General features: G+C 60.8%; 28 protein-coding genes, 4 tRNA genes and 1 pseudogene. 23 read left to right on the top strand and 10 right to left on the bottom strand.

What is annotated here, in order from left to right; translation table 11 throughout:
- The first annotated feature begins 82 nt into the window (after positions 1–82).
- The gene (gene cysG, locus D6Z43_RS07110) at positions 83–1477 is read left to right on the top strand and encodes a siroheme synthase CysG (RefSeq protein ID WP_120651274.1); all 1395 of its coding nucleotides are present in this window, start codon (positions 83–85) and stop codon (positions 1475–1477) included.
- Here cysG and D6Z43_RS07105 read toward each other — a convergent pair.
- The 7 genes from D6Z43_RS07105 to D6Z43_RS07075 form a co-directional block, all read right to left on the bottom strand.
- Entirely contained in the window at positions 1462–2475 is a 1014-nt protein-coding gene (locus tag D6Z43_RS07105) for a glutathione S-transferase family protein (RefSeq protein ID WP_120651273.1), read from the bottom strand. The genes cysG and D6Z43_RS07105 overlap by 16 nt on opposite strands.
- An 85-nt stretch (positions 2476–2560) precedes the next feature.
- The gene (locus D6Z43_RS07100) at positions 2561–3544 is read right to left on the bottom strand and encodes a glycosyl transferase family protein (protein WP_120651272.1); all 984 of its coding nucleotides are present in this window, start codon (positions 3542–3544) and stop codon (positions 2561–2563) included.
- On the bottom strand, positions 3541–3876 hold the full coding sequence (locus tag D6Z43_RS07095) for a TusE/DsrC/DsvC family sulfur relay protein (protein WP_120651271.1): 336 nt from the start codon (positions 3874–3876) through the stop codon (positions 3541–3543). Before D6Z43_RS07095 ends, D6Z43_RS07100 begins: the two co-directional genes overlap by 4 nt.
- Positions 3873–4175, bottom strand: a complete 303-nt coding sequence (gene tusB / locus D6Z43_RS07090; protein ID WP_120651270.1) for a sulfurtransferase complex subunit TusB — start codon at positions 4173–4175, stop codon at positions 3873–3875. Before tusB ends, D6Z43_RS07095 begins: the two co-directional genes overlap by 4 nt.
- The gene (tusC, locus tag D6Z43_RS07085; RefSeq protein ID WP_120651269.1) at positions 4175–4531 is read right to left on the bottom strand and encodes a sulfurtransferase complex subunit TusC; all 357 of its coding nucleotides are present in this window, start codon (positions 4529–4531) and stop codon (positions 4175–4177) included. The genes tusB and tusC overlap by 1 nt, the downstream gene beginning before the upstream one ends.
- Position 4532: 1 nt before the next feature.
- The gene (gene tusD / locus D6Z43_RS07080) at positions 4533–4925 is read right to left on the bottom strand and encodes a sulfurtransferase complex subunit TusD (protein ID WP_120651268.1); all 393 of its coding nucleotides are present in this window, start codon (positions 4923–4925) and stop codon (positions 4533–4535) included.
- A 114-nt stretch (positions 4926–5039) separates the two neighbouring features.
- Positions 5040–5708 (bottom strand): Bax inhibitor-1/YccA family protein, encoded by a 669-nt coding sequence (locus tag D6Z43_RS07075; RefSeq protein WP_120651267.1) that lies wholly within the window; start codon positions 5706–5708, stop codon positions 5040–5042.
- A gap of 126 nt (positions 5709–5834) precedes the next feature.
- Between D6Z43_RS07075 and D6Z43_RS07070 the strand changes: the two genes are divergently transcribed.
- The 3 genes from D6Z43_RS07070 (at position 5835) to D6Z43_RS07060 (ending at position 7756) form a co-directional block, all read left to right on the top strand.
- Positions 5835–5924 (top strand) — tRNA-Ser (locus D6Z43_RS07070).
- Positions 5925–6394: 470 nt separating this feature from the next.
- Entirely contained in the window at positions 6395–7324 is a 930-nt protein-coding gene (locus D6Z43_RS07065; protein ID WP_120655209.1) for a malate dehydrogenase, read from the top strand.
- Between the two features lie 90 nt (positions 7325–7414).
- The gene (locus D6Z43_RS07060) at positions 7415–7756 is read left to right on the top strand and encodes a YciI family protein (protein ID WP_120651266.1); all 342 of its coding nucleotides are present in this window, start codon (positions 7415–7417) and stop codon (positions 7754–7756) included.
- Positions 7757–7928: 172 nt separating this feature from the next.
- Here the strand turns inward: D6Z43_RS07060 and D6Z43_RS27815 are convergent, their stop codons facing one another.
- Entirely contained in the window at positions 7929–8129 is a 201-nt protein-coding gene (locus tag D6Z43_RS27815; protein WP_153922494.1) for a hypothetical protein, read from the bottom strand.
- A 480-nt stretch (positions 8130–8609) separates the two neighbouring features.
- On the opposite strand from D6Z43_RS27815, the gene D6Z43_RS07050 reads away from it, so the two are divergent.
- The 12 genes and pseudogenes from D6Z43_RS07050 to galU all read left to right on the top strand — a co-directional run bounded on the left by D6Z43_RS07050 (position 8610) and on the right by galU (position 17167).
- Positions 8610–10403, top strand: coding sequence for a multicopper oxidase family protein (locus tag D6Z43_RS07050; protein WP_371924352.1), 1794 nt, complete (start codon positions 8610–8612; stop codon positions 10401–10403).
- Positions 10404–10442: 39 nt separating this feature from the next.
- Entirely contained in the window at positions 10443–11069 is a 627-nt protein-coding gene (locus D6Z43_RS07045; protein WP_120651264.1) for an SCO family protein, read from the top strand.
- 290 nt (positions 11070–11359) lie between these two features.
- Positions 11360–12004: a UvrY/SirA/GacA family response regulator transcription factor gene (gene uvrY / locus D6Z43_RS07040; RefSeq protein WP_120651263.1), complete on the top strand. Its 645-nt coding sequence runs from the start codon at positions 11360–11362 to the stop codon at positions 12002–12004.
- 1 nt (position 12005) lies between these two features.
- Entirely contained in the window at positions 12006–13829 is a 1824-nt protein-coding gene (gene uvrC, locus D6Z43_RS07035; RefSeq protein WP_120651262.1) for an excinuclease ABC subunit UvrC, read from the top strand.
- A 32-nt stretch (positions 13830–13861) separates the two neighbouring features.
- Positions 13862–14422, top strand: coding sequence for a CDP-diacylglycerol--glycerol-3-phosphate 3-phosphatidyltransferase (gene pgsA, locus D6Z43_RS07030; protein ID WP_120651261.1), 561 nt, complete (start codon positions 13862–13864; stop codon positions 14420–14422).
- 69 nt (positions 14423–14491) lie between these two features.
- Positions 14492–14567 (top strand) — tRNA-Gly (locus tag D6Z43_RS07025).
- Between the two features lie 41 nt (positions 14568–14608).
- Positions 14609–14682, top strand: a tRNA-Cys gene (locus tag D6Z43_RS07020).
- Positions 14683–14870: 188 nt separating this feature from the next.
- A tRNA-Leu gene (locus D6Z43_RS07015) sits at positions 14871–14956 on the top strand.
- Between the two features lie 604 nt (positions 14957–15560).
- Entirely contained in the window at positions 15561–15845 is a 285-nt protein-coding gene (locus D6Z43_RS07010; RefSeq protein WP_120651260.1) for a hypothetical protein, read from the top strand.
- A gap of 104 nt (positions 15846–15949) precedes the next feature.
- Entirely contained in the window at positions 15950–16078 is a 129-nt protein-coding gene (locus D6Z43_RS28700; RefSeq protein WP_120651259.1) for an NAD-binding protein, read from the top strand.
- Between the two features lies 1 nt (position 16079).
- Positions 16080–16280, top strand: a pseudogene (locus D6Z43_RS07000) (UDP binding domain-containing protein); the annotation flags it as partial.
- A 47-nt stretch (positions 16281–16327) separates the two neighbouring features.
- Positions 16328–17167, top strand: coding sequence for a UTP--glucose-1-phosphate uridylyltransferase GalU (galU, locus tag D6Z43_RS06995; protein ID WP_028628025.1), 840 nt, complete (start codon positions 16328–16330; stop codon positions 17165–17167).
- Between the two features lie 209 nt (positions 17168–17376).
- Here galU and D6Z43_RS06990 read toward each other — a convergent pair whose 3' ends face one another.
- Positions 17377–17799, bottom strand: coding sequence for a VOC family protein (locus D6Z43_RS06990; RefSeq protein WP_120651258.1), 423 nt, complete (start codon positions 17797–17799; stop codon positions 17377–17379).
- Between the two features lie 94 nt (positions 17800–17893).
- Between D6Z43_RS06990 and gorA the strand changes: the two genes are divergently transcribed.
- The 6 genes from gorA (at position 17894) to D6Z43_RS06960 (ending at position 24143) form a co-directional block, all read left to right on the top strand.
- Positions 17894–19252, top strand: coding sequence for a glutathione-disulfide reductase (gene gorA / locus D6Z43_RS06985; protein WP_120651257.1), 1359 nt, complete (start codon positions 17894–17896; stop codon positions 19250–19252).
- Positions 19253–19258: 6 nt separating this feature from the next.
- The gene (locus D6Z43_RS06980; RefSeq protein WP_120651256.1) at positions 19259–19882 is read left to right on the top strand and encodes a trimeric intracellular cation channel family protein; all 624 of its coding nucleotides are present in this window, start codon (positions 19259–19261) and stop codon (positions 19880–19882) included.
- 217 nt (positions 19883–20099) lie between these two features.
- Positions 20100–20906, top strand: coding sequence for a dienelactone hydrolase family protein (locus D6Z43_RS06975; protein WP_120651255.1), 807 nt, complete (start codon positions 20100–20102; stop codon positions 20904–20906).
- 45 nt (positions 20907–20951) lie between these two features.
- Positions 20952–22343 (top strand): aldehyde dehydrogenase family protein, encoded by a 1392-nt coding sequence (locus tag D6Z43_RS06970; protein WP_120651254.1) that lies wholly within the window; start codon positions 20952–20954, stop codon positions 22341–22343.
- Positions 22344–22351: 8 nt separating this feature from the next.
- Positions 22352–23521, top strand: coding sequence for an iron-containing alcohol dehydrogenase (locus D6Z43_RS06965; protein ID WP_120651253.1), 1170 nt, complete (start codon positions 22352–22354; stop codon positions 23519–23521).
- A 172-nt stretch (positions 23522–23693) separates the two neighbouring features.
- A complete protein-coding gene (locus D6Z43_RS06960; protein WP_120651252.1) occupies positions 23694–24143 on the top strand; it encodes a GFA family protein in 450 nt (149 codons plus the stop codon).
- A gap of 24 nt (positions 24144–24167) precedes the next feature.
- Here the strand turns inward: D6Z43_RS06960 and D6Z43_RS06955 are convergent, their stop codons facing one another.
- Positions 24168–25031, bottom strand: coding sequence for a LysR substrate-binding domain-containing protein (locus D6Z43_RS06955; protein WP_120655207.1), 864 nt, complete (start codon positions 25029–25031; stop codon positions 24168–24170).
- Between the two features lie 94 nt (positions 25032–25125).
- Between D6Z43_RS06955 and D6Z43_RS06950 the strand changes: the two genes are divergently transcribed.
- Complete coding sequence (locus D6Z43_RS06950; RefSeq protein ID WP_120651251.1) at positions 25126–26175, top strand: nitronate monooxygenase family protein; 1050 nt, start codon at positions 25126–25128, stop codon at positions 26173–26175.
- Positions 26176–26286 lie beyond the last annotated feature (111 nt).

Genomic DNA, 26286 nt, shown 5'->3' with positions numbered 1-26286 from the left:
CCGCCCGCGTCGTAGCCTGGCTGCATGCGGGCGGTGACCGTTCAAGCGCTACCTCCAACCGTTACTGCTAAAAGGCACTGCTATGGATTTCCTCCCGCTGTTCCACAATCTTCAAGGGCGCAATGTGCTCGTGGTCGGTGGGGGTGAGGTGGCCCTGCGCAAGGCGCGTCTGCTCGCCGATGCGGGCGCCCGGTTGCGAGTAGTTGCGCCGGAAGTCGATGCACAGTTGTTGGAGATGGTGGTCCAGAGCGCCGGCGAGTCGTATCTGCGCGGCTATCAGGAAGCTGACTTGCACGCTTGTGTCCTGGTTGTGGCTGCCAGCGATGACAAGGCGTTGAACGCTGAAGTATCGGTCCAGGCCCAGGCACGTGGAATTCCGGTCAACGTGGTGGACGCTCCCAAACTTTGCAGTGTGATCTTTCCCGCTATAGTCGATCGCTCTCCGCTGATCGTTGCCGTATCAAGTGCTGGCGACGCTCCCGTCCTGGCGCGATTGATTCGGGCGAAGATCGAGACCTGGATCCCTTCTGCCTATGGCCAACTGGCTGGCCTGGCGAAGAAGTTCCGTGACCAGGTGAAAGCCCTTCTCCCTGATGTGCAGCAGCGGCGTGTGTTCTGGGAAGAGGTCTTTCAGGGGCCAGTGGCCGAGCGCATGCTGGCCGGGCAAGGCGCCGAAGCCGAGCGTCTGCTGGCCGAGCGAGTGGCTGGCGGTGCACCCAAGGCTTTGGGTGAGGTTTATCTGGTAGGTGCCGGGCCGGGCGATCCGGACTTGCTGACCTTCCGTGCCTTGCGCCTGATGCAGCAGGCTGACGTTGTACTTTACGACCGCCTGGTTGCCGCGCCGATCATCGAACTCTGCCGTCGTGATGCGGAGCGCATCTACGTCGGCAAGCGTCGTGCCGACCATGCGCTGCCTCAGGACGAAATCAATCGCCTGTTGATCGAGCAGGCCAAGCTGGGCAAGCGGGTATTGCGCCTGAAAGGTGGTGACCCCTTCATCTTTGGTCGCGGAGGCGAGGAGATCGAAGAACTGGCGGCCGAAGGGATTCCGTTCCAGGTCGTTCCAGGCATAACCGCTGCGTCCGGCTGCGCCGCCTATGCAGGCATCCCACTCACCCACCGCGACTATGCACAATCGGTGCGTTTCGTTACCGGTCACCTGAAAGACGGAAGCTGCGATCTGCCATGGGCAGATCTGGTCTCTCCGGGCCAGACTCTGGTGTTCTACATGGGGCTGGTGGGTCTTCCGCTGATTTGCGAGCAACTCATTGCGCATGGTCGCGCTGGCGACACTCCGGCAGCTCTGGTGCAGCAAGGCACCACCAGCCGCCAGCGTGTTTTCACTGGAACCCTGGCCAACCTGCCGCAGCTAGTGGCTGAGCATGAGGTCCACGCGCCCACCCTGGTCATCGTGGGTGAAGTAGTGACCCTGCGCGATAAACTGGCCTGGTTCGAAGGGGCTCAGGCCGGAGTCTGAGCCTTGTGCGCCACAGGGAGCGCTTTCAGGTGCCCCCGTCCGTGTGGGCGCGTGAAGTCCTGTGTCGGGCCCAACGGCACTACACCCGTGGGATTGATGGTGCGATGGCTGGCGTAATAGTGGTGCTTGATATGCGTGAAGTTCACCGTATCGGCAACGGCCGGCCACTGGTACAGCTCGCGCAGCCATCCTGAGAGGTTGGGGTAATCTTCAAGGCGTCGCAGGTTGCACTTGAAGTGTCCGTGGTAAACGGCGTCGAAGCGGACCAGAGTGGTGAAGAGTCGCCAGTCCGCTTCGGTGATCCGCTCTCCTGCCAGATAACGTCGCGATTCCAGAAGTGCATCCAACTGGTCCAGCTCATCGAACAGTGCGTGGAAGGCTTCTTCATAGGCGGCTTGTGTCGTGGCGAAGCCTGCGCGATACACACCGTTGTTGATCGCTGGGTAGATGCGCTCGTTGAGTGCGTCGATCTCGTTGCGCAGCGCTTGCGGATAGAAATCCAGAGTATTGCCGGTGAGATGGTCGAAGGCGCTGTTGAACATCCGGATGATCTCGGAGGATTCGTTGCTGACGATGCGCCCGGTCTTTTTGTCCCAGAGTAGCGGCACTGTGACCCGGCCGCTGTAGTCGGAGCTGTCCTGTGTGTAGCGCTGATGCAGGTAGTCGAATCCGTCCAGCTTGTCACCGGTTGAGCCGTAACGCGGGTCGAACGTCCAGCCCTGCTCTAGCATCAGCCAACTGACCACTGATACGTCGATCAGCGATTCCAGGCCCTTGAGCTTGCGGAGGATCAGAGTGCGATGCGCCCAGGGGCAGGCCAGGGATACATAGAGGTGATAGCGACCGGATTCGGCAGGGAACCCGCCTAGGCCTGACGGACCTGGCGATCCATCAGCAGTGATCCAGTTACGCCTGCGTGCGCTTTCGCGCTGAAATCGTCCGTCCTTGGCGGTGTCGTACCACTTGTCATGCCATTTTCCATCGATCAACAGGCCCATGAATGGTCTCCGAATTTGGGTTCGGATTCCAGTCTATCGAGAAGCGATCGATGGAAAAGCGCAAAATGATGGGATTTGATATCGACTAAATTGATATCTTGCGCTCGGCCCAGATTCTATCTGCTTCTTCGAAGGCCTCTGCTCGTTTCATGCCCATACCGCGCAGGGCGAGGGCCATGGTGGAGCGTATTGCCAGAAGGCCGTAGTCATCACCGCTCTTGCCGTGCCAGACCGCGACCAGATGGCCGGGATCCAGGCTTTCTGGCTTCACGTGCCGTAAGGGAGATAGCGCCGGCCACTCCTCATCCCAGGACTGGCCATCGTGCGTGCCATAGAGGTGGCAAGCGGTATCGGGGTTGACCTCGATCTCGCCGCCTTCTCCCTTGATCACAATGGCGTGATCGCTGAGTAGACGGCTCGCTTCGCGGTGCTCCGCCTGGTAGCCAGGATGGAAGATACTCTGCAGACCGCAGCGGGCATTGAGCGGGTTGAGGATGCGTGCCAGGGAGTGGATGGGAGACCGCAGGCCAAGGGTGTTGCGCAGATCGATCATTCGCTGCAACTGCGGCGCCCATGCCCCCAGGGGAATGAAAGCCAGATGGCGTTCATCGAGGGCTCCGGCGACCTGATCCCAATCCCGGCAAAGCGGAATGTCCAGAAGATCCAGCAATTGCTCGCTATACATGCGGCCGGCGGTATGAGCACCACCGCCGTGCAGGACGATGCGTATGCCGCTATCGGCCAGCGCCTTGGCCGCCAGCAGGTACCAGGGTAGATGACGTTTCTTGCCGGCGTAGCTAGGCCAGTCCAGGTCCACCTCGATCCGTGGTGCCTGATTGCGTTGGCGGAAGGCTTCGGTGAAGCCGGCCAGTTCTTCGGCATTCTCTTCCTTGTGCCGCAGGAGCATGAGGAAGGCACCGAGCTGCGTGTCTTCCACGTTGCCGTCGAGGAGCATACCCATGGCTTCGCAGGCTTCCTCGCGAGTCATGTTGCGGGCGCCGCGCTTGCCTTTTCCGAGGATGCGCACGAACTGGGCAAATGGGTGTTCCGTTGGGGTGACAAGATTCATAGGCAGTTGGTCGGCTTTGGAAGTCCCGCCAGCTTGGCGGCAAGCTTGGCAGGAGCGCCTTTGAACAGGCGATTCAGGTGCAGGCTGTTACCCTTTTCCGGCCCCAGTTTCTGAGCTACGTACTTGACCAGCGGGCGGTTCGCTGGTGACAGCTGGAACTCGGCATAGAAACCGCGAAGCAAATCGAGAATCTCCCAGTGTTCCGGTTGCAGGGCCAGCTCCTCTAGATCGGCCAGCGCATTGGCAACGGCCGGGCTCCAGTCGCTCAGCTCCTGAAGGTAGCCGTCTTTGTCTAGCGGGATGCTGCGCCCGTCTATCACTAATTCGCTCATAGCCAGCTGTTCACCTTGTCATAGCGGCAGCAGAGCTCGACGAATGCCGGATAGTCCACGGTGTTCAGGCGCGCCGGAAGGGCGGCGAGGGCGCGGGCTTGCAGGTCTTCCGCAAGAGCGTGCAGGGCAATCGAGTCAGGCATCAGATCCAGCGCCTGGCGGGTCAGGCTGCCAGGTTGCAGTGCGTAGACGGCGTCGCCACTTAGTAGCAGGCCATCATTGGGACCCAGCAGGTGCAGGCAGCTTCCGAGGCGGCTATCGGAAAAGGGAGAGTGGGAGAGAACGTGCAGGGTGGCCATCAGAGTGTGAGCACCTGGTCATAACGGTCGATAAGGGAAGTCAGGGCGCTATCGTCTAGGATTTCCACTGCCAGGTTCAGGTCGGTGCCGTCCAGGCCGCGCTCCTGCAGGCTGCGTGCGGAGACGAAGAGCGACTCGACACCGAACAGCGGCAGGGCCTGGAGGTTGGCAGTAAGGTCCTTCTGTTGGAGTGTCGTCGGCTGCTGATTAGGAGCAAGCTGGAACACCCCATCATCGAGGAACAGCAGGCCAAGTGGCAGGTCGAACGCGCCGCCGGCGAGAGCTATATCCAGGGCTTCGCGCGCTCCGGGACCACTCCACGGGGCTTGGCGGCTGATGATGAGCATGGATTTCATCTCAGTTGCCTCCGAAGCTGACCAGTCGATCGGCCATTTGCGCTGCTTCATGCAGCTGCCCCAGTCCGGAAAGCTCCCAGCCTTCTGCCAGGTTGGCTGCGGGGCGTTCATAACGTTGCGCTTCTTCTGAGTTCAGCACGCCTCGACGGAGCGCTGCAGCAATGCAGACGACGCCATCCAACTGGTGCTTGTGTACGAAGGCGCTCCACTCGGCGGCGAGGTTCGGCTCATCCTGGGGGGCGATGGCGTTGGCGGAGGCACTGTGCACGCCTTCCTGGTAGAAGAACAACCGGACGATTTCATGGCCCCCGGCAAGGCAGGCCTCGGCGAAGCGGAGGGCGCGACGGGAGGAGGGCGCATGGGGCGGGGCGAACAGGGCGATGGCGAATTTCATGGTCGCTCGGGCGAATGGAAAACTGCTGGAATGATACGGCCAGACGCGCCCTTTTACCCGCCCGGACAGAAAAAAGCCCGCCGAAGCGGGCTAGTCCGAGGAGATGGCTGGCGATCAATCGTTGCTGCTAAGTACGCCAACCAGTTGCAGCAAGCTGATGAACAGGTTGTAGATGGACACGTACAGGCTGATGGTGGCCATGATGTAGTTGCGTTCGCCGCCGTGGATGATCGCGCTGGTCTGGAACAGGATGCAGACCGACGAGAAAACCACGAAGCCGGCGCTGATTGCCAACTGCAGGCCGCTGATATTGAAGAAGAAGCTTGCCAGCATGGCGCCGATCAGGACGAAGAAACCGGCAGTGATGAAGCCACCGAGGAAGCTCATGTCCTTGCGAGTGGTCAGCACGTAGGCGGACAGACCGAAGAACACCAGCGCGGTCATGGCGAAGGCCGAACTCACCACTTCACCGCCGTTGGGCATCCCGAGGTACATGTTGAGGATGGGGCCCAGCGTGTAGCCCATGAAGCCGGTCAAGGCGAAAGTGGATACCAGGCCCCAGGCGGAGTTACGTAGTTTCACGGTAAGGAAGAAAAGACCGTAGAAACCAATCAGTACCACAAAGAAGCTGGGGTAAGGCACGCGCATCTGTTGCGCCGCGTAGGCGACCAGGCCGCTGAACGCAAGCGTCAGGGCCAGCAGCCCGTACGTGTTGCGCAGCACGCGGCTGACTTCAAGCTGCTCAGCCTGCGCAGGGTTGAGGGCATAATTCTGTTCGTTCATCGCGACACTCCCGATTTGTTTTCCGTGACCTTGGTCAGTGCTGGATATTAACAGAGGCGTGGAAGGCGCCGATTGCAAGAGTTTGACAGCGTGTTGCGTTCCGGTAGTATGGCGCCCCGCGCAAGTGGAGGTGTGGCCGAGTGGTTTAAGGCAGCGGTCTTGAAAACCGCCGAAGGGGAGACTCTTCCGTGAGTTCGAATCTCACCGCCTCCGCCATCTAATTAGCTGATTTTCAAAGAGTTTTTCCTGAAAAATCCCTGAAAGGGACATTTTGGGAACAAAATGGGAATATAGCTCAAAAAAAGGGGGCCTCTAGAGGCCCCCTTTTTGTATCTGTAGCTAGCGGAACCGTGGCCGCGCTTCACACGCTTTCAACTACGCCAATCCGCTTGGTTCTCCAGGCTTTCCTGAAGTGCCTCGTCGATGCTGCCAGGTTATTCCTCGCAAGAGAGGTGGCGATCAACAAGGCTGGTGCGGATCAGTTGGCGGCGTACTTCTGATCGATCTTGCGTTTTTCCAGGGCGTACTGGGTGACGGGGTAGAACCCCACCCCAGGATCCCGATTCAGCTTCTACCCATTAGCGACGGCCTCGGCCACCTTCGGGTGGTCTTTTGGCATCTGCGGGCAATACTTCTCTGCAAGGCTGGGCGTGTTGCTGATGGAGCGCGCCGCCGGGAGGTGTGAGGTGAAAAAGCTATCAATCGTGGGTGTCGGTATGGTGGGTGAGGCGGCCGCTCAGATCATCGCCCGGGAAGAGTTCTGTCGTGAGTTGATGTTGATTGATGTGCAGGGTGAGTTGGCACAGGGCAAGGCGCTCGACGTCTGGCAGGCGGCAGTTGAGTCAGGTTCCGATACTCGGGTTTACGGCGGGTCCAATGCCGAGTTGCTGCAGGACTCTGACCTAGTGGTGATTACGGCGGGTGTGCCCCGCAAGCCTGGTCAGTCGCGCCAGGATGTATTGAGCATCAATCTGCCAATTCTCGACGGCATCATGCTGGATATTAATCGTCATGCTCCGGCGGCGACGGTGTTGGTGGTGTCGAACCCGGTCGATGTGCTGACCTATCGGGCTTGGAGTCTCAGTGGGCTGGGACGCGACAGGGTGTTTGGCCAGGCAGGGGTGCTGGATACAGCGCGCATGAAGTGTTTCATTGCCGAGGAGACAGGGTTTTCTGCTCGGGATATCACGGCGCTGGTGCTGGGAGGGCATGGCGATAGCATGGTGCCGCTGATGCGATACTGTGCGGTCGGTTCGGTGCCACTGTCTCACTTCCTGACCAGTCAGCAAATAGAGCGGATTGTGGAGCGCACGCGTCAGGGCGGCGGCGAGATTCTGGGGTTGAAGAAGGTGGGGAGCGCCTGCGATGCTCCGGGCGTGGCAATTGCACAGATGGTGGACGCTATCGCCAATGGGCGAAACCGCATTTTGCCGGCGGTCGCGATTCTCGAGGGCGAGTACGGGCGAACAGGCATTGCCATGGGGGTCCCCTGTGTGCTGGCAGAGGCGGGGCTTGTGCGGGTGATCGAGTTACCTCTGGATACGCAGGAGCAGGCGATGTTCGACCACTCTGCCGATCAGGTGGTGCGTGATATCGCTGAGATGAAGGCTTTGTGAGCAGCGTATGTGAGGAGGGCGTGTCGCCTACTAATAGTTAGGCCGCACATACGCATCACGACCGCCATCATTACCAACAGAAAGAACACCATGGCCAAATATCTGATCTCCTTCCCCAGTGCGGCGATGGTCGTGCCCAAAAGTGAGTTGGAGGTGGTGGGCCGCCACGCGCGCGCTGTGATCGACGAGGCGAAGGCTGCCGGCGTCTACGTCTTCGGAGGCTGCATCGACGAAGACGTGCCGCCCGCGCTCGTCTCAGCTGACGGCGCGGTCACCGATGGCGGCTACCCGTGGGCGCCCCCGCTTAACGGCGGATTCACCGTGCTCGAACTGCCCTCGCGCGAGGAAGCCGTCGCATGGGCCGCGCGTATTGCAAGGGCCTGCCGCTGCGATCAGGAGTTGCGCGTCTTCGGGTTCGACCCGGAGTCCTGACGGTGGTCGGTGCGGCCTAACAAATCATTCAGGCCGACGTCGCTTCGCGGCGCGGCTCAACTCAGGCGTTACTGTCCGTCTAGGGGCGATTCAGTGTTTTGAGAGCATTCTGGAGACAGAAGGTAATGGGGGTCGCCTCGAAAGAGGGGCCCCCAGTGTCGTTTCAGGCACTTCAAGTCCTGCTGTTCAGCCTCTGGCATTCGCCCACCGCCATGGCCTCTTCCTGATGCTTGCCACCGACATAGTCGCCGGTGGCCCGGTCGATAATCCGGTACCAGCAGCAATCCAGCGCTGTTCCTCCGAGCGCTTCACTATTTCTGATCCCTCTGGCCTGGACATTTGGAACCCTTTTCACCGAGAAGCGTGCACTCATGGTGGAACTCCTTGTGTAGGTAGAAGTGGAGCATTTTTGATAGCTGGACCTTATCGAACTCGCAACCTGGATCTCGATACCGATCATTTCAGAGGTCCAGGTCGCTTTCATGTCGCCAAGCATTCGTCATTTGCCGATCTCCTGGCCCATTGCCCACCGCCAGGTTTCTCGATTTCGTTACATCACAGCACTTCAGCGTAAGCCTTTGACCGCTCATCCCTGAGTGGCAGCATTCCCCTCCGTCTTCAATCCCTGTTCAGGTGCTCTATCTCGGGCTTTTCGCCACTTACAGACAGGCGCGTCAATTTGATGACCGCTAGCATTTACATTTTGAAACATTTGCACTTTAGTCAGGTTATTGACGTTCTGCGGCGCTAAACAGAAACGAGCAAAAGCTCAAACAGCCCAAACCTTCACTGGTGCAGTTCCTCTAGAGACGCCACAAGGCGTCCGTCCGGTGTCGAGGGCCAGCAACTGGAGATGGTCATGAAACGCCCTGACTGCGAGCACGCAACAGGTCGGTCTGAGGAACAGCCCGACGGCGAGGGGAGAAGGAATTTCCTGAAACTGACGGCAGCGACGATGGCGGCGCCACTGCTAATGACAGGTATGAAAGCGCGGGCTGAAACCGTGCCACCCGTGTTCCCGCCAAGCCCGCCCACCGTTCCCTGGGCCCATGAACTGCCCATGCAGGTCAACCCGGTGGGCACAGTATCGTCCCTGAGCCCGCCCCCAACTGAGGTTGCCAACGTTGCTGCGGGCGAAGCGGGGCGCAATCCCCACCAGCGCTGGGCGCAGTTCGGGCCGGGTGCGTTGCTCTACGAGATCAGTGCCACGGAGCGAAATGACTGGGTCTACAGCCCTTCCTATCCGCCCCAGCGGATCTGGGGTTATCAGGCCAACAGTAATCCAGATAAGACCATGCCCAGCGCTACCTTCTTTGCGCGCTATGGGCGCCCCCTGATCTGCCGTATCCATAACAAGTTGCCGCAGAATCATGTGGGCTTCGGTACGCCGGAAATCTCAACTCACTTGCACAATCTGCATTGTGGGTCGGAAAGCGATGGTTTCCCGGGTGACTACTACAGCCCCACCAAGCATGGTCCGACGCTTTCGGCCAACGGCAGATTCAAGGATCACCTGTACTCGAACGTGAAGGCGGGGTTCGAGGCACGACAGGATCTGGTTGGGGACCCCACCGAGGCGCTTGGCACGCTCTTCTATCACGACCACACGCTGGACTTCACAGCTCCCAACCTCTACCTCGGGCTGGCGGGGTTCTACTACATATTCGATGAGTTGGATTCTGGAAATGAGGCCGATCCCAATCCCAATGCTCTACGTTTACCGAGCCATCCGTACGACTACCCGCTGAACTTTAACGATCGGCGTTTCGATGCGAGCGGAAGGCTGTTCTACGACCAGGTGAACCCCGAAGGGGTGCTGGGCGACAAGGTCGCGGTGAATGGACGAATCGAGCCTGTACTGCGAGTAGCGGCGCGCAAGTATCGTTTCCGTCTGCTTAACACTGGGCCGAGTCGCTACTACAACTTCGCCCTGGTGTCGCCGACCAATGTGATGCAGAAATTCACTCACATCTCCAATGACGGCAACTTGTTCCCGGCTCCGTTGCTGAATCAGACCAACGTGACCCTGGGCGTGGCCGAGCGCGCGGACATAGTGGTTGATTTCTCGAAGTACGTGATCGGGACCCAGTTGTATTTGGTTAACCGCATGCGTCAGATAGAAACCCGGCTACCGAAGGACATCAAGGAGCCTGGCGACCGGGTGCTCAAGATCATCGTTGACCGTTACCCGCCGGCCCAGGATTTGAGTCGGGTTCCAGCTTCCTTGCGACCCCTGCCTCTGATCACCCAGGCGGAGATCAGCTCAGCACCGGTGCGGCGCTGGATCTTCGAGCGCGACAAGGGCATGTGGGCAATCAACGGCAAGTTCGTCGATGTGAACAGTCCGCGGGCACAGATACCCAAGGGCGGTTATGAGATCTGGGAACTCTCCAACGTCAACGACGGCTGGAGCCATCCCATTCATATTCACTTCGAAGAAGGACGAATCCTGCAGAAGATCGTCAAGGGCGTCAGTGTGCCCATTCCGGCCCACGAACGAGGGCGCAAGGATGTCTTTGTGGTCGAGCCTTTCACCACGTTGCGCGTGTTCCTGCGCTTCCGCGACTACAAGGGCAAGTTCCCGATGCATTGCCACAACCTGATCCACGAAGATCACGCCATGATGCTGCGCTGGGACATCGTCTGAAGCCGATTGCAGGGCAACTTCGAGGTGGGAGGAATCATCATGAACACGCGAAGAAAGATGCTGGCTGGAATGGGTGGTGCGGCTGCCTTGCTGGCCGGATGGGCTGCCACTCGCGGAGGCGGTGAATTGGTCGAAACCGCTTACGCAAAGGGAGCCGGGGCCGTTGCATTTCCCAATGTCACGCTTTACACGCATGAGGGCCGCAAGGTGAGGTTCTACGACGACCTCATCCGTGGGAAGGTCGTTACTTTCAACATGATGTACACACAGTGCACGGGCAAATGCCCGACCATGACGGCGAACCTGCGCCAGTTCCAGCAACTGCTGGGCGACCGCGCAGGGCGGAGTGTGTTCATGCACTCCATTACCCTGCAGCCGTTGCTGGATACGCCCGATGTGCTCAAGGCTTATGTCGAGAAGTACCACATCGGTCAGGGTTGGGAGTTCCTTACCGGGGATCCAGAAGACATCGAGGCCATCCGTTTCAGTCTGGGTTTCTATGACGTGGATCCGGAGGTCGATCGCGATCTGACCAGCCATACTGGCCTTGTCCGTATGGGGAATGACAGTTACGAGCGCTGGACAATGGCGCCTGCCCTGACCGGGCCGCAGCACATCTTTGCCACGCTGAACCACGTTGATCGCGCATGGGGTGCGACCTACTGACTTGTTCGAGGGTGTCCCTGGCTTTACAGGGGCGCCCTCGCATTTGTTGCAAGCTTTTCCTTGTCATCTACTTCATGAGTGTTACCTAATCCATTGTAAATAAATGGTTTTTTCTCGCCTTCTGTATTTGATTAGACCTCTGTCCGGTTCTTCTCGGTTGAGAAATTGGCGCTACTCCTTTGACGTGCGTTGCATCTGGCGCTAGGTCATTCTCTGGTCATTTGCTAATGTGAGCCTCATTTGAACAAGCTTGCTGCCCAGGCAGCGCGCGATGCACTGCGAGGTGTCGCTTGATTAGGGTGCTGGTGGTCGATGACCACGATCTAGTGAGAATGGGGATTACCCGCATGCTGGCCGATATTGACGGCCTGCAAGTGGTAGGACAGGCCGATAGTGGCGAGGAAGCACTCAAGAAAGCACGGGAGCTCAAGCCCGATGTCGTCCTGATGGACGTCAAGATGCCAGGCATCGGCGGTCTCGAAGCGACTCGCAAGCTTCTGCGCAGTCATACGGATATAAAGGTGGTCGCGGTGACCGCCTGTGAGGAAGACCCCTTTCCGACCCGTTTGCTGCAGGCGGGGGCGGCCGGTTACCTGACGAAGGGCGCAGCCTTGGAAGAAATGATCCAGGCGATTCGCCAGGTCTTCGCAGGGCATCGGTTCATCAGCCCGCAGATCGCGCAGCAATTGGCGCTCAAGTCCTTCCAGCCCCAGGCCAGTGGTTCGCCTTTCGATCTGCTATCAGAGCGCGAGATTCAGATCGCTCTCATGATCGCCAACTGCCAGAAGGTGCAGAGTATTTCGGACAAGCTCTGCCTGTCGCCGAAGACGGTGAATACCTACCGTTATCGGATCTTCGACAAGCTTTCAATTTCCAGCGATGTGGAGTTGGCGTTGCTGGCTGTTCGCCACGGCATGGTAGACGCCGTCAGCTAAGATGTCCGATTCCTTCGACGCAAGTGCTTTCCTTGCCGCCTGTAGTGGTCGTCCGGGTGTTTACCGGATGCTCGATGCTGGCGGCGAGCTGCTTTATGTGGGCAAGGCGAAGAACCTGAAGAAGCGCCTTGCCAGCTATTTCCGCAAGACCGGGCTGGCGCCCAAGACCGCGGCCTTGGTGGCGCGGATCGTTCAGGTCGAGACGACCATTACCGCCAACGAGACAGAGGCGCTGTTGCTTGAACAGACGCTGATAAAGGAATGGCGGCCGCCCTACAACATCCTGCTGCGGGACGATAAGTCCTATCCGTATGTGCATCTGAGCGATGGCGATTTTCCGAGGCTGAGCATCCACCGCGGAGCGAAAAAGAAGAAGGGCCGCTACTTTGGCCCCTATCCCAGCGCCGGTGCCATCCGCGAATGCCTCAACCTCCTGCAGAAGGCTTTCCTGGTTCGCCAGTGCGAAGACAGCTACTACAAGAACCGCACTCGACCTTGCCTGCAGTACCAGATCAAACGCTGCAAGGCGCCTTGCGTGGCGCTGGTGGACCCGGCGGAGTATGCCGAGGACGTGCGGCACTCGATCATGTTCCTGGAAGGACGTAGCAATGCGCTATCCCAGGAGCTATCTACCGGAATGGAAGAGGCGGCGCAGCGGCTCGACTTCGAACGAGCGGCAGAGCTTCGCGACCAGGTAGCCATCCTGCGTCGGGTGCAAGATCAGCAGAGCATGGAAGGCGGTACGGGCGACATCGACGTGGTTGCCGCGATCGCCACGCCAGGTGGCGCTTGTGTCCACTTGATCAGCGTTCGAGGTGGTCGTGTGCTGGGCAGCAAGAATTTCTTCCCCCAGGTGGGCATCGAGGAGGAGTCTGCAGATGTCCTGGTGGCCTTCATCGCCCAGTACTACCTCGGCAATCAGGAGCGGGATCTACCAGGCGAGCTCATCGTCAATACGACCCATGAAGACTTCCCGACACTGGTCGCAGCGCTGGCTGAGTTGCGTGGCCGGGAACTGGATATCAGTCACCGGGTGCGTGGCACGCGTGCGCGCTGGCAGCAGCTTGCAGTTACCAATGCGGAGCAGGCACTGTCTGCGCGGCTGGCCAACCGGCAACACACGGCTGCACGCTTCGAGGCTCTCGCCGAGGCCCTTGGACTGGACGAAGCGCCACAGCGCCTGGAGTGCTACGACATCAGCCATTCCAGCGGCGAGGCCACTGTTGCATCGTGCGTCGTATTCGGTCCCGAAGGCGCACTGAAGTCGGACTACCGACGCTACAACATCGAGGGTGTCACCGCTGGCGACGACTACGCAGCTATGCATCAGGCCCTTTCGCGCCGCTTCGGCAAACTCAAGGACGGGGAGGGCAAGCTGCCCGATATCCTGCTGGTGGATGGCGGCAAGGGGCAGTTGGCCATGGCCCAGGAAGTGTTGAAGGAGCTGGCTGTGCCGGAGCTGATCCTGCTTGGCGTCGCCAAGGGTGTCACCCGCAAGCCCGGGTTTGAAACGCTCTACCTGAACGATGCCGCGCACGAGTTCACCCTGCCGGCGGACTCTCCCGCATTGCACCTGATCCAGCAGATTCGCGACGAGGCGCACCGTTTCGCCATCACCGGTCACCGCGCCCGGCGAGGCAAGGCGCGACGTACCTCGAGCCTGGAAGATGTGGCCGGGGTAGGGCCCAAGCGTCGCCGGGAGCTGCTCAAGCACTTCGGTGGGCTGCAGGAACTCAGTCGAGCAAGCATCGAGGAGATCGCCAAGGCGCCAGGTATCAGCAAAAAGCTTGCTGAGTCGATTTATGCCGCACTGCACAGCGAGTAGAATGCGGCCTTCCTTCAGAACCAGCCGTAACGATGAATATTCCTAACCTCCTCACCGTTCTGCGCGTACTGCTCATCCCCGTCTTCATCCTGCTTTTCTATCTGCCGTTCTCCTGGAGCTATCTGGCAGCCAGTGCAGTCTTCGCCATTGCCGCGGTCACCGACTGGTTCGACGGCTACCTGGCCCGTCGCTGGCAACAAAGCACGCCTTTTGGCGCCTTCCTCGATCCTGTGGCGGACAAGCTGATGGTGGCAGTGGCGCTGGTGTTGCTGGTGGAAGAACACCACAACCTCTGGTTGACCCTGCCTGCGGCTACCATTATCGGTCGCGAGATCGTGGTTTCGGCCTTACGTGAATGGATGGCGGAACTGGGCGCGCGCGCTCATGTGGCGGTATCCAATCTGGGCAAATGGAAGACCGCGGCGCAGATGGTGGCGCTGGTCATCCTGCTGGCCAATCCGCCGCTGCTCAACTTCTGGGTGGGCGTTGGGTATTTCCTGCTGATCCTTGCTGCGGCACTCACGCTTTGGTCCATGCTGCACTACCTGCTGGCCGCATTGCCGCACCTCAGCACCGACCCGAAGGAAAAATAAAAGTTTTTTGAATCAAGGGGTTGACGGCTGTTAATGAATCTATAGAATGGCGCCCGTCAACACGACAAAGCGGGAATAGCTCAGTTGGTAGAGCACGACCTTGCCAAGGTCGGGGTCGCGAGTTCGAGTCTCGTTTCCCGCTCCAGTTTCACGCGATGACGCCGCCGCTAGCGGCGACATCGTTCAGGCCGGATGGCAGAGTGGTCATGCAGCGGATTGCAAATCCGTGTACGCCGGTTCGATTCCGACTTCGGCCTCCATCTAAAAAGCCCCGTAGATCAAAAGTCTACGGGGCTTTTTTCATGCGCTTAAAAAAGTTGCGGTATTTTCGGGGCCAGGCACCGGGGTCGGGGAATTAGTCGTCCCCAAGACGGGCGTTCGACGCCTAAGTGATTGATTCGAAATTTTATTTGGGCTTAAATCAGCGCCCTGCACCAATCCCCCTCCTGCCCGGATGGCGAAATCGGTATACGCAGAGCACTTAAAATGCTTCGCCCTTTGGGCTTGCGGGTTCGAGTCCCGCTCCGGGCACCAATAAAATCAGTCACTTTCTCCGTCTTATTCAAGTGGAATCTGCGCTTGCCTGAATATTCCTGCGAGCGAGAATCGGATGTTGAGTCCGTTCGGTTCCAGACCATTCTTGTGCCGAAAGAAATCGGTCTAAAAAGGCGCTGCCGGAAGCAAGGGGCTTTGCTAGATTCAATATCAGTAGGTGGATACGCAGACTGATGCGCAAGCGGATAGCGAGGAAACGTGGGGCGCGTTCCGAAGGGTACACGGTTAGAAAGATCTCCCCGATGAGATCCAGCCCTTACGCCGTGTGAAGCAGAAGAGCTACTGGCTTCTGTGGGATGCCTGATAAACCTTGCAAGCCGGAAACCAGCGCCGGCCACCTACTACGAATTCCAGGCCCGCCACGTGCGGGCCTGTTCGTGTCTGGCGATATCTGCACCGCAACTCCTTGGTTTATGATCGCCTGACATGCCGTGGATGAGGGCTCATCTACGGCAATGCAGAACCTTTGAACCCACGAGCGGACTAAGGCTGAAGCTGCGCAACGCCTTCATGGCGAATCAGTGGCGCAAATTCGGCTAGCTTTAGGCGAACCTGAATGGATCAGGCGCAAGAGAGGAATCGAATGGAATCGAAAGAGCAGCACCTTGTGCGTTTGCTCAGCCTGACTACCCGCAGCCTCACCCATCTCACGGCAGCAATGAGCGAAATGTCGTTCGAGATGATGCGTAGCGAGGACCCTGCGGTAAAGAGCGCAGGAAGGCGCATGATCGACCATCTTGCTGCCATCGGTGCCGGGCTGGATCAGCATTGGGAGGCACTGGCCAGTTACAGTGGCGTGCCGATGGTCCATGAGGGCAATGAAACCCTGGTGGAACTTGAACTGAACGAACTTCCCCAGGAATCCTGAACAGACGGTCCTATAAGGACCGTTTCTCCGTTCTGTCACATCGTCGTCACGGCCTTGCCATCGGCCTTGGATGGAATCCGCCTATCACAGGTGGAGGGCTATCCATGCGGCTATGCGTGATGGGTGCGGGTTATGTGGGCTTGGTGACGGCAACCTGTTTTGCCGAGATGGGCAACCAGGTCAGTTGCGTGGAGCGAGACCCGTTCCGCTTGGCGCGCCTTTCCTGCCGCTGAAGGTGTCGATGCGTTGGTGCTGGTCACCGAGTGGAAGCAGTTCCGCCAAGCGAACTTCGAGCGAATTCGTGGTCTTATGCGCATGCCCGTGATCTTTGATGGACGCAATCTCTACGAGCCGGCGCAACTGGTCGAAGCGGGGTTCCTCTATCGCGGCATAGGACGGCCCGCAAGCGGGCATTGTAAGGCGAGTGCCGCCTGATTAGACTGCGCGGCAATTCGCCATAACACCCACCCCAAAGGATCGAAATGATCAAGAAATGCCTGTTCCCCGCCGCCGGTTACGGTACCCGATTCCTGCCGGCCACCAAGGCGATGCCCAAGGAAATGCTGCCAGTGGTGAACAAACCGCTGATCCAGTACGGCGTTGAAGAGGCCCTGGACGCTGGCCTGAGCGAAATCTCCATCGTGACTGGTCGTGGCAAGCGCGCCCTCGAAGACCATTTCGACATCAGCTATGAGCTGGAACACCAGATCAAGGGCACCGACAAGGAGAAGTACCTGGTCGGCATCCGTCGCCTGATCGATGAATGCAGCTTCTCCTACACCCGCCAGGTTGAAATGAAAGGCCTGGGTCACGCCATTCTCAGCGGTCGTCCGCTGATCGGTGACGAACCCTTCGCCGTGGTCCTGGCCGACGACCTCTGCCTTAACCTGGAAGGTGACGGCGTACTGACGCAGATGGTCAAGCTGTACAACCAGTTCCGCTGCTCCATCGTCGCCATCCAGGAAGTGCCGCGCGAGGAAACCTCCAAGTACGGCGTGATCGCCGGCGAGATGATCCGTGACGATATCTTCCGTGTGAACAGCATGGTGGAGAAGCCCAAGCCGGAAGACGCCCCGTCCAACCTGGCAATCATTGGCCGCTACATCCTGACCCCGGACATCTTCGATCTCATCGAGCAGACCGAGCCGGGCAAGGGTGGTGAAATCCAGATCACCGACGCCCTGATGAAACAGGCCCAGGACGGTTGCGTGCTGGCCTACAAGTTCAAGGGCAAGCGTTTCGACTGCGGTGGTGCGGAAGGCTACATCGAAGCTACCAACTACTGCTTCGAGAATCTGTACAAGACTGGCAAGGCCTACTGATCGGGCCATGCCAACGAAAAGGCCGCCTTCGGGCGGCCTTTTTCATTTCGGGCGCAGGACGCCAATACCGGGATCGGTTTTCCTGTGGGGGCGAATTCACTCGCCTAGGGCAGCGCAGCTGCCCCTCGGCAGTTGAAGGATGAACCTGCAGTCCGCATGGCGATTGAAAACGCCCTCACAAGGGTCGTGAACGTTGCCCACAGCGCACTCTAGGGAATCGGCAAGGCCTCCGATCCCGGTCCCAATGGCTGGCCGTAGCTGAACTCCACATAGTTGCCCGCCGGGTCGCGCAGGCCGCAGTAGTAGCCAACGGGATAGGGCTCGTCGCGAGGGGGCCAGATCAAGCAGCCGGCGGCTTCGGCCTGGACGGCGATGGCGTCGACCCGTTCCCGGCTGTCTACCGCGAAACCGAAGTGGCTGTAGTCGTCAGCGGCGAGATGGCGGTCCTGGCCGCCGGGCATTATCACGAAGATGAACTGGTGTTCCTTGCCGGGTTCGGCCATCCAGACGATCTTCGAACCCTTGCCTGCGCGCTCGTGGATCACGCGCATTCCGCAGAAGTCCGCATAGAAGCGAATGCAGGCTTCCAGCTCCGGTACATGCAGGGCCACATGGGTGAGAGTGGGGCGCATGGAAACCTCCTTTTTGATGCTTCAAGAATAGGCCCGGCAACTGGTCAGAGACAGATCTTCCGGTATGCTGGCGGCTTGTTTCTGGAGATTTGCCATGGCTTACGACTTCGACCTCTTCGTCATAGGTGCCGGTTCCGGCGGTGTGCGTGCCGCCCGTTTCGCCGCAGGCTTCGGGGCCCGCGTTGCCATAGCCGAGAGCCGTTATCTCGGCGGCACTTGCGTCAACGTCGGCTGCGTGCCGAAGAAGCTGCTGGTCTACGGTGCACATTTCGCCGAGGACTTCGAGCAGGCCAAGGGATTCGGCTGGAACCTCGATGAGGCCGACTTCGACTGGCAGACCCTGATCACCAACAAGAATCGCGAGATCCACCGCCTCAATGGCATCTATCGAAACCTGCTGGTCAACAGTGGTGTCACCTTGCTGGAAGGTCACGCCAAGCTGGTGGACCCTCACACCGTAGAGGTGGCTGGCCAGCGATGCACAGCAAAGAACATTCTGGTCGCAACCGGCGGCTGGCCGCAGATCCCGGACATTCCCGGCCGCGAACTGGCCATCAGCTCCAACGAAGCCTTCTTCCTCGAACGACTGCCCAAGCGCGTACTGGTGGTAGGCGGTGGCTATATCGCCGTCGAGTTCGCATCGATTTTCCACGGCATGGGTGCGCAGACATCCTTGCTCTATCGCGGCGAACTCTTCCTGCGTGGCTTCGACGATAGCGTGCGCAACCACCTGCGCGATGAGCTGGGCAGGAAGGGGATGAACCTGCAATTCAATTCTGACATCGCCCGCATCGAGCGGCAGCCTGACGGCAGCCTGCTTGCGACGCTGAAGGACGGCCGCCACCTGGAGACCGATTGTGTCTTCTATGCCACCGGCCGGCGCCCGATGCTCGACAACCTGGGCCTGGAGAACACCTGCGTCGAACTCGACTCGCGTGGCTTCATCAAGGTGGATGACGAGTTCCAGACCGCCGAGCCCTCCATTCTGGCCCTGGGTGATGTGATCGGCCGCGTGCAGCTCACTCCGGTCGCGCTGGCCGAAGGCATGGCCGTGGCCCGTCGCCTGTTCAGGCCCGAGGAATACCGCCCGGTGGACTACGAACACATTCCCACCGCCGTGTTCAGCCTGCCCAATATCGGCACTGTCGGCCTGACCGAGCAGCAGGCACGCACCAAGGGCCACAAGGTCAAGGTCTTCGAGAGCCGCTTCCGGCCCATGAAGCTGACCCTGACGGAGAACCAGGAGCGCACGCTGATGAAGTTGGTGGTGGATGCCGAGACCGATCGTGTTCTCGGTTGCCACATGGTCGGTCCGGAGGCGGGCGAGATCGTCCAAGGCCTGGCCGTTGCGCTGAAGGCAGGCGCTACCAAGCGCATCTTCGACGAAACCATCGGTGTGCACCCGACTGCCGCCGAAGAGTTCGTCACCATGCGTTCACCGGTCGGCGCCTGACGCCGAATGGAGCAACTCTTCTATCTGTCCGACCTGTTCGGCGTAGCGGTCTTCGCCATTACCGGTGCCCTGATGGCGGGGCGCAAGTCCATGGACCTTTTCGGTGTGCTGGTTATCGCCATCATCACTGCTCTGGGTGGCGGCACCTTGCGGGACGTTATCCTCGGCAACCACCCGGTGAGCTGGATTCGTGACGATACCTACATCCTGGTGGCGTCCCTGGCCGCGCTGGGTACGGTTATCTGGGTGCGCCTGACGCAACCGATCAACGAAGCCGGATTGCTGATTGCAGACGCCTTCGGCCTCGCGGTTTTCACCGTGTATGGCACCGAGGTCGCCCTGCAGCACAACCTGCAGCCAGGCACGGCGGTGATCATGGGGGTGATTACCGGTGTGGGCGGTGGCGTACTGCGGGACATCATCTGCAATGAGGTGCCGCTGATCTTCCAGAAGGAGATCTATGCAATCGCCTGCATCGCCGGCTCCCTCGTCTTCCTTGGTCTGCGCGAGGTGGCGCTGCCGGGGTGGCTGGTGACCGCGGCGGCCATGCTGGTGGTTCTGCTGATTCGTCTGGCGGCCATCCACTGGAAGCTTCGGTTGCCGCGTTTCCATCTGCTCGACCGAGACTGACGTGTAGGAGCGAGCTTGCTCGCGAAGATCGTGCCGGAGTTTTCGCGAGCAAGAACTTGGCGTCGCCCTCGCTCCTGCAAGCCCGTGGCACGACTCGAGATACCCTTCCACAATTCGCATTCAACACGGATCCTTTCAGGGAACGCTGGCGAAATCCGACAAACCCGCGACACTGGATGCAGTTGTTTCTCACCACTTCAGATTGGAGGAAAACTGCATGTCCAGAATTGCGCTCCTGTTTGCGCTGCTCCTCGGCGCCAGCCTCGTCCAGGCCGAAATCAAAACCAGTGAAATTCCCTACAAGGGCCCGGATGGCACGTCCCTGGTTGGCTACTACGCCTATGACGATGCCGTCGTCGGTAAACGGCCCGGGGTGATCGTGGTCCACGAATGGTGGGGGCTGAACGACTATGCCAAGCGCCGCGCCCGTGATCTCGCTGCGCTCGGCTACAGCGCCCTGGCCATTGATATGTATGGCGATGGCAAGAACACAGAGCATCCGGCCGATGCCCAGGCCTTCATGCAGGCCGCCCTGGCCAGTGCGCCGGCGGCCAAGGCACGCTTCCTGACAGGCCTCGACCTGCTCAAGGCCCAGCCGCAGACCGATCCCGACAAGCTGGCCGCCATCGGCTACTGCTTTGGCGGCAAGGTGGTGCTGGATATGGCACGCGAAGGCGTGCCGCTGGCCGCTGTAGTCAGTTTTCACGGTGTACTGGCCGCCACGTCAGCCGCCAAACCGGGCGCGGTCAAGGCCAAGGTGCTGGTGGAGCATGGCGAGAATGACACCCTGGTGCCCATGGCCTCGGTCACGACGTTCAAGGAAGAGTTCGATAACGCCAAGGCGGACTACCGTGTGGTGATCCAGCCGAAGGCCAAGCACAGCTTCACCAATCCCGATGCCGACCGCCTGAGCCATGCCGGGCATGGCAGCGAGAAAGGTCCGGATCTCGGCTACAACGAGGTGGCTGACGAGAACTCCTGGGCCGACATGCAGGCGTTGTTCAAGGAAACCCTTGGCCAGTAGTGCGTTGGCTAGGATTGAAAGGTAGGCAACCAAGGGAGCTGTCCCATGAGCAAGATGCTGCAGACCCGCTCACCCATTGATGGTTCGATCTACGTCGAGCGCCCCTGGGCCTCATCGACAGAGATCGCGGCGGCGCTGGAGCTGGCCGAGTTCGCGCGTGATACCTGGAAGGGCACGCCAGCGGCCGAACGGGTTGCGATCACTCGCCGTGCCATTGCTGCGTTCGCTGCCCGTGAGGCACAGCTGGCCGAAGAGCTTTGCTGGATGATGGGGCGGCCAATCCGCTACGCGCCGGGGGAAATCCGTGGCTTCGTTGAGCGCGCCGCCTACATGGCTGATATCGCAGAAGAGGCTTTGGCCGATATCCGCCTGCCGGACAAACCTGGCTTCACCCGGTTGATCCGCCGCGAGCCGCTGGGGCTGGCGCTGGTCATCGCGCCCTGGAATTACCCCTACCTGACGGCCGTGAACGCAGTGGTCCCGGCCTTGCTGGCGGGCAATTGCGTGCTGCTCAAGCACTCCGCGCAAACACCGCTCTGTGCCGAACGCATGACCGAGGCATTCGCCGAAGCTGGCCTGCCGGAGGGCGTGCTGCAATACCTTCACCTGACTCACAGTGACACGGAGCAACTGATCCAGGCCGAGCCGGTTCGCCACGTGGCCTTCACCGGCTCGGTGGAGGGCGGTGCCATGGTCGAACGGGCGGCGGCCGGGCGCTTCATCAGTTGCGGTCTGGAATTGGGTGGCAAGGACCCAGCCTACGTGCGCGCGGACGCAGATCTCGGCCACGCCGTGGAGACCGCCATCGACGGCGCTTTCTTCAATTCCGGGCAGTCTTGCTGTGGCATCGAGCGCATCTACGTGCATACCGATCTCTACGATGCCTTCGTCGAGCAGGCCGTTGAGCTGGTGGGGCAATATCGGCTGGGCCGCTCCGACGACCCGGAAACCACCCTGGGGCCGCTGGTGCGCAGCGAAGCGGCGGAGTTCGTCCGGGCCCAGATACGCGAGGCAGTGGGGCAGGGTGCGAGAGCCCATCTCGATCCGGCCGCGTTTGCCCTGGACCAGCCCGGCAGCGCCTACCTGGCACCGCAGGTGCTCACTGACGTCCACCATGGCATGCGGGTGATGAACGAGGAATCCTTCGGTCCGGTGGTGGGCATCCAGAAAGTGCGCGACGACGACGAGGCACTGGCGCTGATGAACGACAGCCCTTATGGCCTGACCGCCGCAATCTTCAGCAAGGATGAAGCCGCTGCCCTGGAACTGGCCGACCGGGTCGAGGCGGGGACTGTCTTCCTCAACCGCTGCGACTACCTGGACCCGGCCCTGGCCTGGACCGGCGTCAAGCAATCCGGGCGCGGCTGCACCCTGTCGCGGGTGGGCTACGAACACCTGACCCGGCCGAAGTCCTTCCATTTCAAGAACAGCCTGTGAGGCGCGCCATGGACCCGAGCCACTTCCGCATGAACTGGAACTACCCGACGTCGGTGCGAGTCGGTGTCGGTCGCATCAAGGAGTTGAGCGCCGCTTGCCGGGAGCTCGGTATGCAGGCGCCGCTGCTGGTCACCGACCCGGGGCTTGCAGCGCTGCCGATGATCGACTCGGCCTTGCGCCAATGTCGCGATGCGGGCCTCACGGCCGGGCTGTTCCATCAGATCAAGGGCAACCCTACCGGGCCGAACGTGATGGATGGCGTAGCTGCGTTCAAGGCTGGGCGCCATGACGGGGTGATCGCGTTCGGCGGTGGCTCGGCGCTGGATGCGGGCAAGGCCATTGCCCTGATGGTGGGGCAGGATCGCCCGCTCTGGGACTACGAGGACATCGGCGACAACGCCTCGCGCGTCAACGTGGCCGGCATGGCCCCGGTGGTTGCCGTGCCGACCACGGCCGGTACCGGCTCCGAAGTTGGCCGTGCGGCGGTCATCACCGACGACCAGGCGCATATCAAGCGGATCATCTTCCATGCCCGGATGCTGCCGGCCATCGTCATCCTCGACCCCGAACTCACCGTTGGACTGCCGCCTCATATCACTGCAGCGACTGGCATGGATGCCCTGTCCCACAGCCTGGAAGCCTACTGCTCACCGCTCTATCACCCAATGGCCGCCGGTATCGCCCTGGAAGGCATGCGCCTGGTCAAGGACTATCTGCCACGGGCGACCTCGCGGGGGAGCGATGTCGAGGCGCGGCTGCAGATGCTGGTGGCTTCAAGCATGGGCGCCACTGCATTCCAGCGCGGCCTTGGCGCCATGCATGCCCTGGCCCATCCCCTCGGCGCGCTGTACGACGCCCATCACGGCTTGCTCAATGCCGTACTGATGCCTTACGTGCTGCAGGCTAACCGAACCCACATCGAAGGGGCCATGGCAAGGCTTGCGCGTTACCTCGGCCTGCCCAAGGCAGGTTTTGCCGGTGTGCTCGACTGGGTGGTGGATCTGCGCAGCGAACTGGACATCCCCCATAGCCTGAGTGAAATCGGCATCGACGATAAGCGAGTGGAGCAGGTCGGGCGCATGGCCGAGGTCGATCCGTCCGCCGGAACCAATCCGGTCCAGTACGACGCCCAGGCGTACAGTCGGATCTTCGAGAAGGCGCTGCACGGTCGGCTCTGAACTAATCTGATCAATGCAGCGGTGAGGTCCAACTGATCCGTGCCCACGCGGGCCCAGGCCCGCTCCGGGACACACTTCCGGCGTTCTCCCCACGTTCACGAACCAGACCCTCGCCGGTGCACGCCGGCACGGTGCGGCGCCGTGCGGATTCAACCTCGATGGGAGAACTGACATGACCGAGTCATTCAGGGCGGTCGGTGGCTGCCGGTGCGACAACAACCCGGTGCGTTACGAATACACCGCCAGGCCCGCGGAGGTGCATTACTGCCTGTGCACCGACTGCACCGACATCTGCGGTGGCGCCATGGCGATCATTGCGGTTGTGGACCGCAGCGCCTTCCGGATTACCGACAATGCCGACAAGCTGAAGTGCTATCACTCCAAGTCCACCTGCCACCGTTACTTCTGTTCCGAATGCGGTTGCCACATGTACCTGCACGTGGACAGCTTTCCCGACTTCGAACTGGTGCACATACCGACGCTGGACCGCGACGCCGACCCTGGCGGCAAACCGGACCGCTACGTGTTCGTGCGCTCCAAGCATCCGCTCCTGACCCTGCCGGACGATGGCCTGCCGCGCCACCAGGGCTGGGGAGACAGTGGCGCCCCCGTGGAGTCCTGATTCTCGGGCCACGGCAGCACGCGTTCAGTCGATGCTGGACAGTACCCGGCGAAATGCCTCGAAGGCGGCCGTGGAATAGCCCTGGCGCCAGACCAGCAGGGTTTCTACCTGCATGAGGGGAAATTGTCGTAGTAGCGGAGGTTCGCGCTGCAACTCCAGCACCGAGCGCGGCAGGATGCCGACGCAGGAGCCAGCCGACACGCAGGCGAGGATGGCGTGGTAGGAGCCCACCTGCTGCACCTTTGGCAGTGGGCGGCTTTCGCCGGACAACCAGTTCTCGGCGATCTGCCGATACGTGCAGCCCTCGGCGAATCCCGCTAGCCCCCGCACCCGCACATCGGATGGTCCTTCTACCGGCGGGTGGCCGGCTGGCAAGACCAGCAGCAACTCCTCCAGGAAAACCGGCTGCGCTTCCAGCCCCATCGCGGCAACTTCCTCCTCTTCCCTGGGCCAGGCCACCAGGGCGCAATCGAGGCGGCGTGCCTGAACGCCTTCCACCAGCGCCTGACTGGTGCCAGTACTCACCTCCAGCTCCACGTCGGGGCATTGACCGTGGAAGTCCGCGAGTGGCACGGGCAGGCGACTGGCAGCAGTGCTCTCCATGGTGCCCAGGCGCAGGCGACCGGCAGGTTGCAGCGGGTGCATGGCCTGGCGCGCTTCATCAGCCAGGGCCAGCAGCCGCTCGCTGTAATCGAGGAAGGCCTGGCCCCGATCAGTCAGGGTCATGCGCTTGCCATCGCGGAGGAACAGCGCGGTGCCCAGCTCTTCCTCCAACTGACGGATTCGCGTGGTGACGTTGGACTGCGCCCGCTGCAATCGCTGCGCGGCACGGGTGACGCTGCATTCCAGGGCAACCGCGCGGAATATCTCCAGGCTGGATAGATCCATGGCCATTGATCTCTATACGAGAATGAATGCTTAAAATTATTCTCCATTTAAGATAGATTGGCCAGGTTTTCACATGCCAAGGAGTCGCTGCGCCATGTCCATTGCTCATCTGCTCGGCATCGAGCATCCCATCATCCAGGCCCCCATGGTGGGCGTTTCCACCCCGGCCCTGGCCGCCGCCGTTTCCAATGCCGGCGCACTGGGCTCCATCGGTATCGGTGCCAGCACCCCGGCCCAGGCCCGCGCCATGTTCGTGGAAACCCGTGCCCTGACCAGCAGGCCCTTCAACGTCAACCTGTTCTGCCACCGTCCGGCCGTATCCGATGCCCAGCGTGAGGCAGCCTGGCTGGAACACCTGCGGCCTTTGTTCAGCGAGTTCGACGCCGAACCGCCGGCGGGTATTCGCGAGATCTACAAGAGCTTCCTTGGCGACCCCGAGATGGCGCAGCTATTGCTCGACGAGCGCCCGGCCGTGGTCAGCTTCCACTTCGGACTACCGCCGCAGGACTGGATCGACGCGCTGAAGGGTGCAGGCATCCGCTTGCTGGCCAGCGCCACCAGCCTGGAAGAGGCGCGCCTGGTAGAGGCGGCCGGGGTCGATGCCATAGTCGCCCAAGGTGTGGAGGCGGGCGGCCATCGTGGTGTGTTCGAGCCGGAAAAAGGTGATGACGGAATAGGCACCCTGGCGCTTGTGCGGCTCATTGCTCGCCACTCCCGGCTGCCGGTAATCGCCGCCGGCGGCATCATGGACGGGCAGGGCATCCGCGCCGTCATGGCACTGGGGGCTCAGGGGGCGCAGTTGGGCACTGCCTTCGTGCCATGTCCCGAGTCCGCAGCCAACGCCGCGTATCGCGCTGCGCTGAAGAGTGATCGCGCCCGCCAGACGCGCATTACCGCCGCCATTTCCGGTCGCCCGGCCCGTGGCATGGTCAATCGTCTCTGGACGGACCTCGATACCCCGGATGCTCCGGCCCTGCCGGACTATCCGAATACCTACGATGCCGCCAAGGCCCTGCATGCCGCGGCCAGCACCAGGGGCTGCAACGATTTCGCCGTTCAGTGGGCCGGGCAGGGCGCACCGCTGGCGCGGGAGATGCCGGCTGCGGAGTTGGTGAAGGTGTTGGTTGAGGAGATGCACGGCTGAGGCAGGCTTCGTCCTGGTACCCGTCGGTCGGCTGCGGGGCGGGTCTGTCTATCCGACAGCTCGCCGATCGACCAGGGGATGATCGTCTATCGTCATCCCACCCCAGCAGGA

The sequence above is a fragment of the Pseudomonas sp. DY-1 genome, assembly GCF_003626975.1.
GTDB lineage: Bacteria > Pseudomonadota > Gammaproteobacteria > Pseudomonadales > Pseudomonadaceae > Metapseudomonas.
The sequence above is the reverse complement of the archived record's forward strand: the minus strand, read 5'-3'. Positions and strand labels throughout refer to the sequence as shown.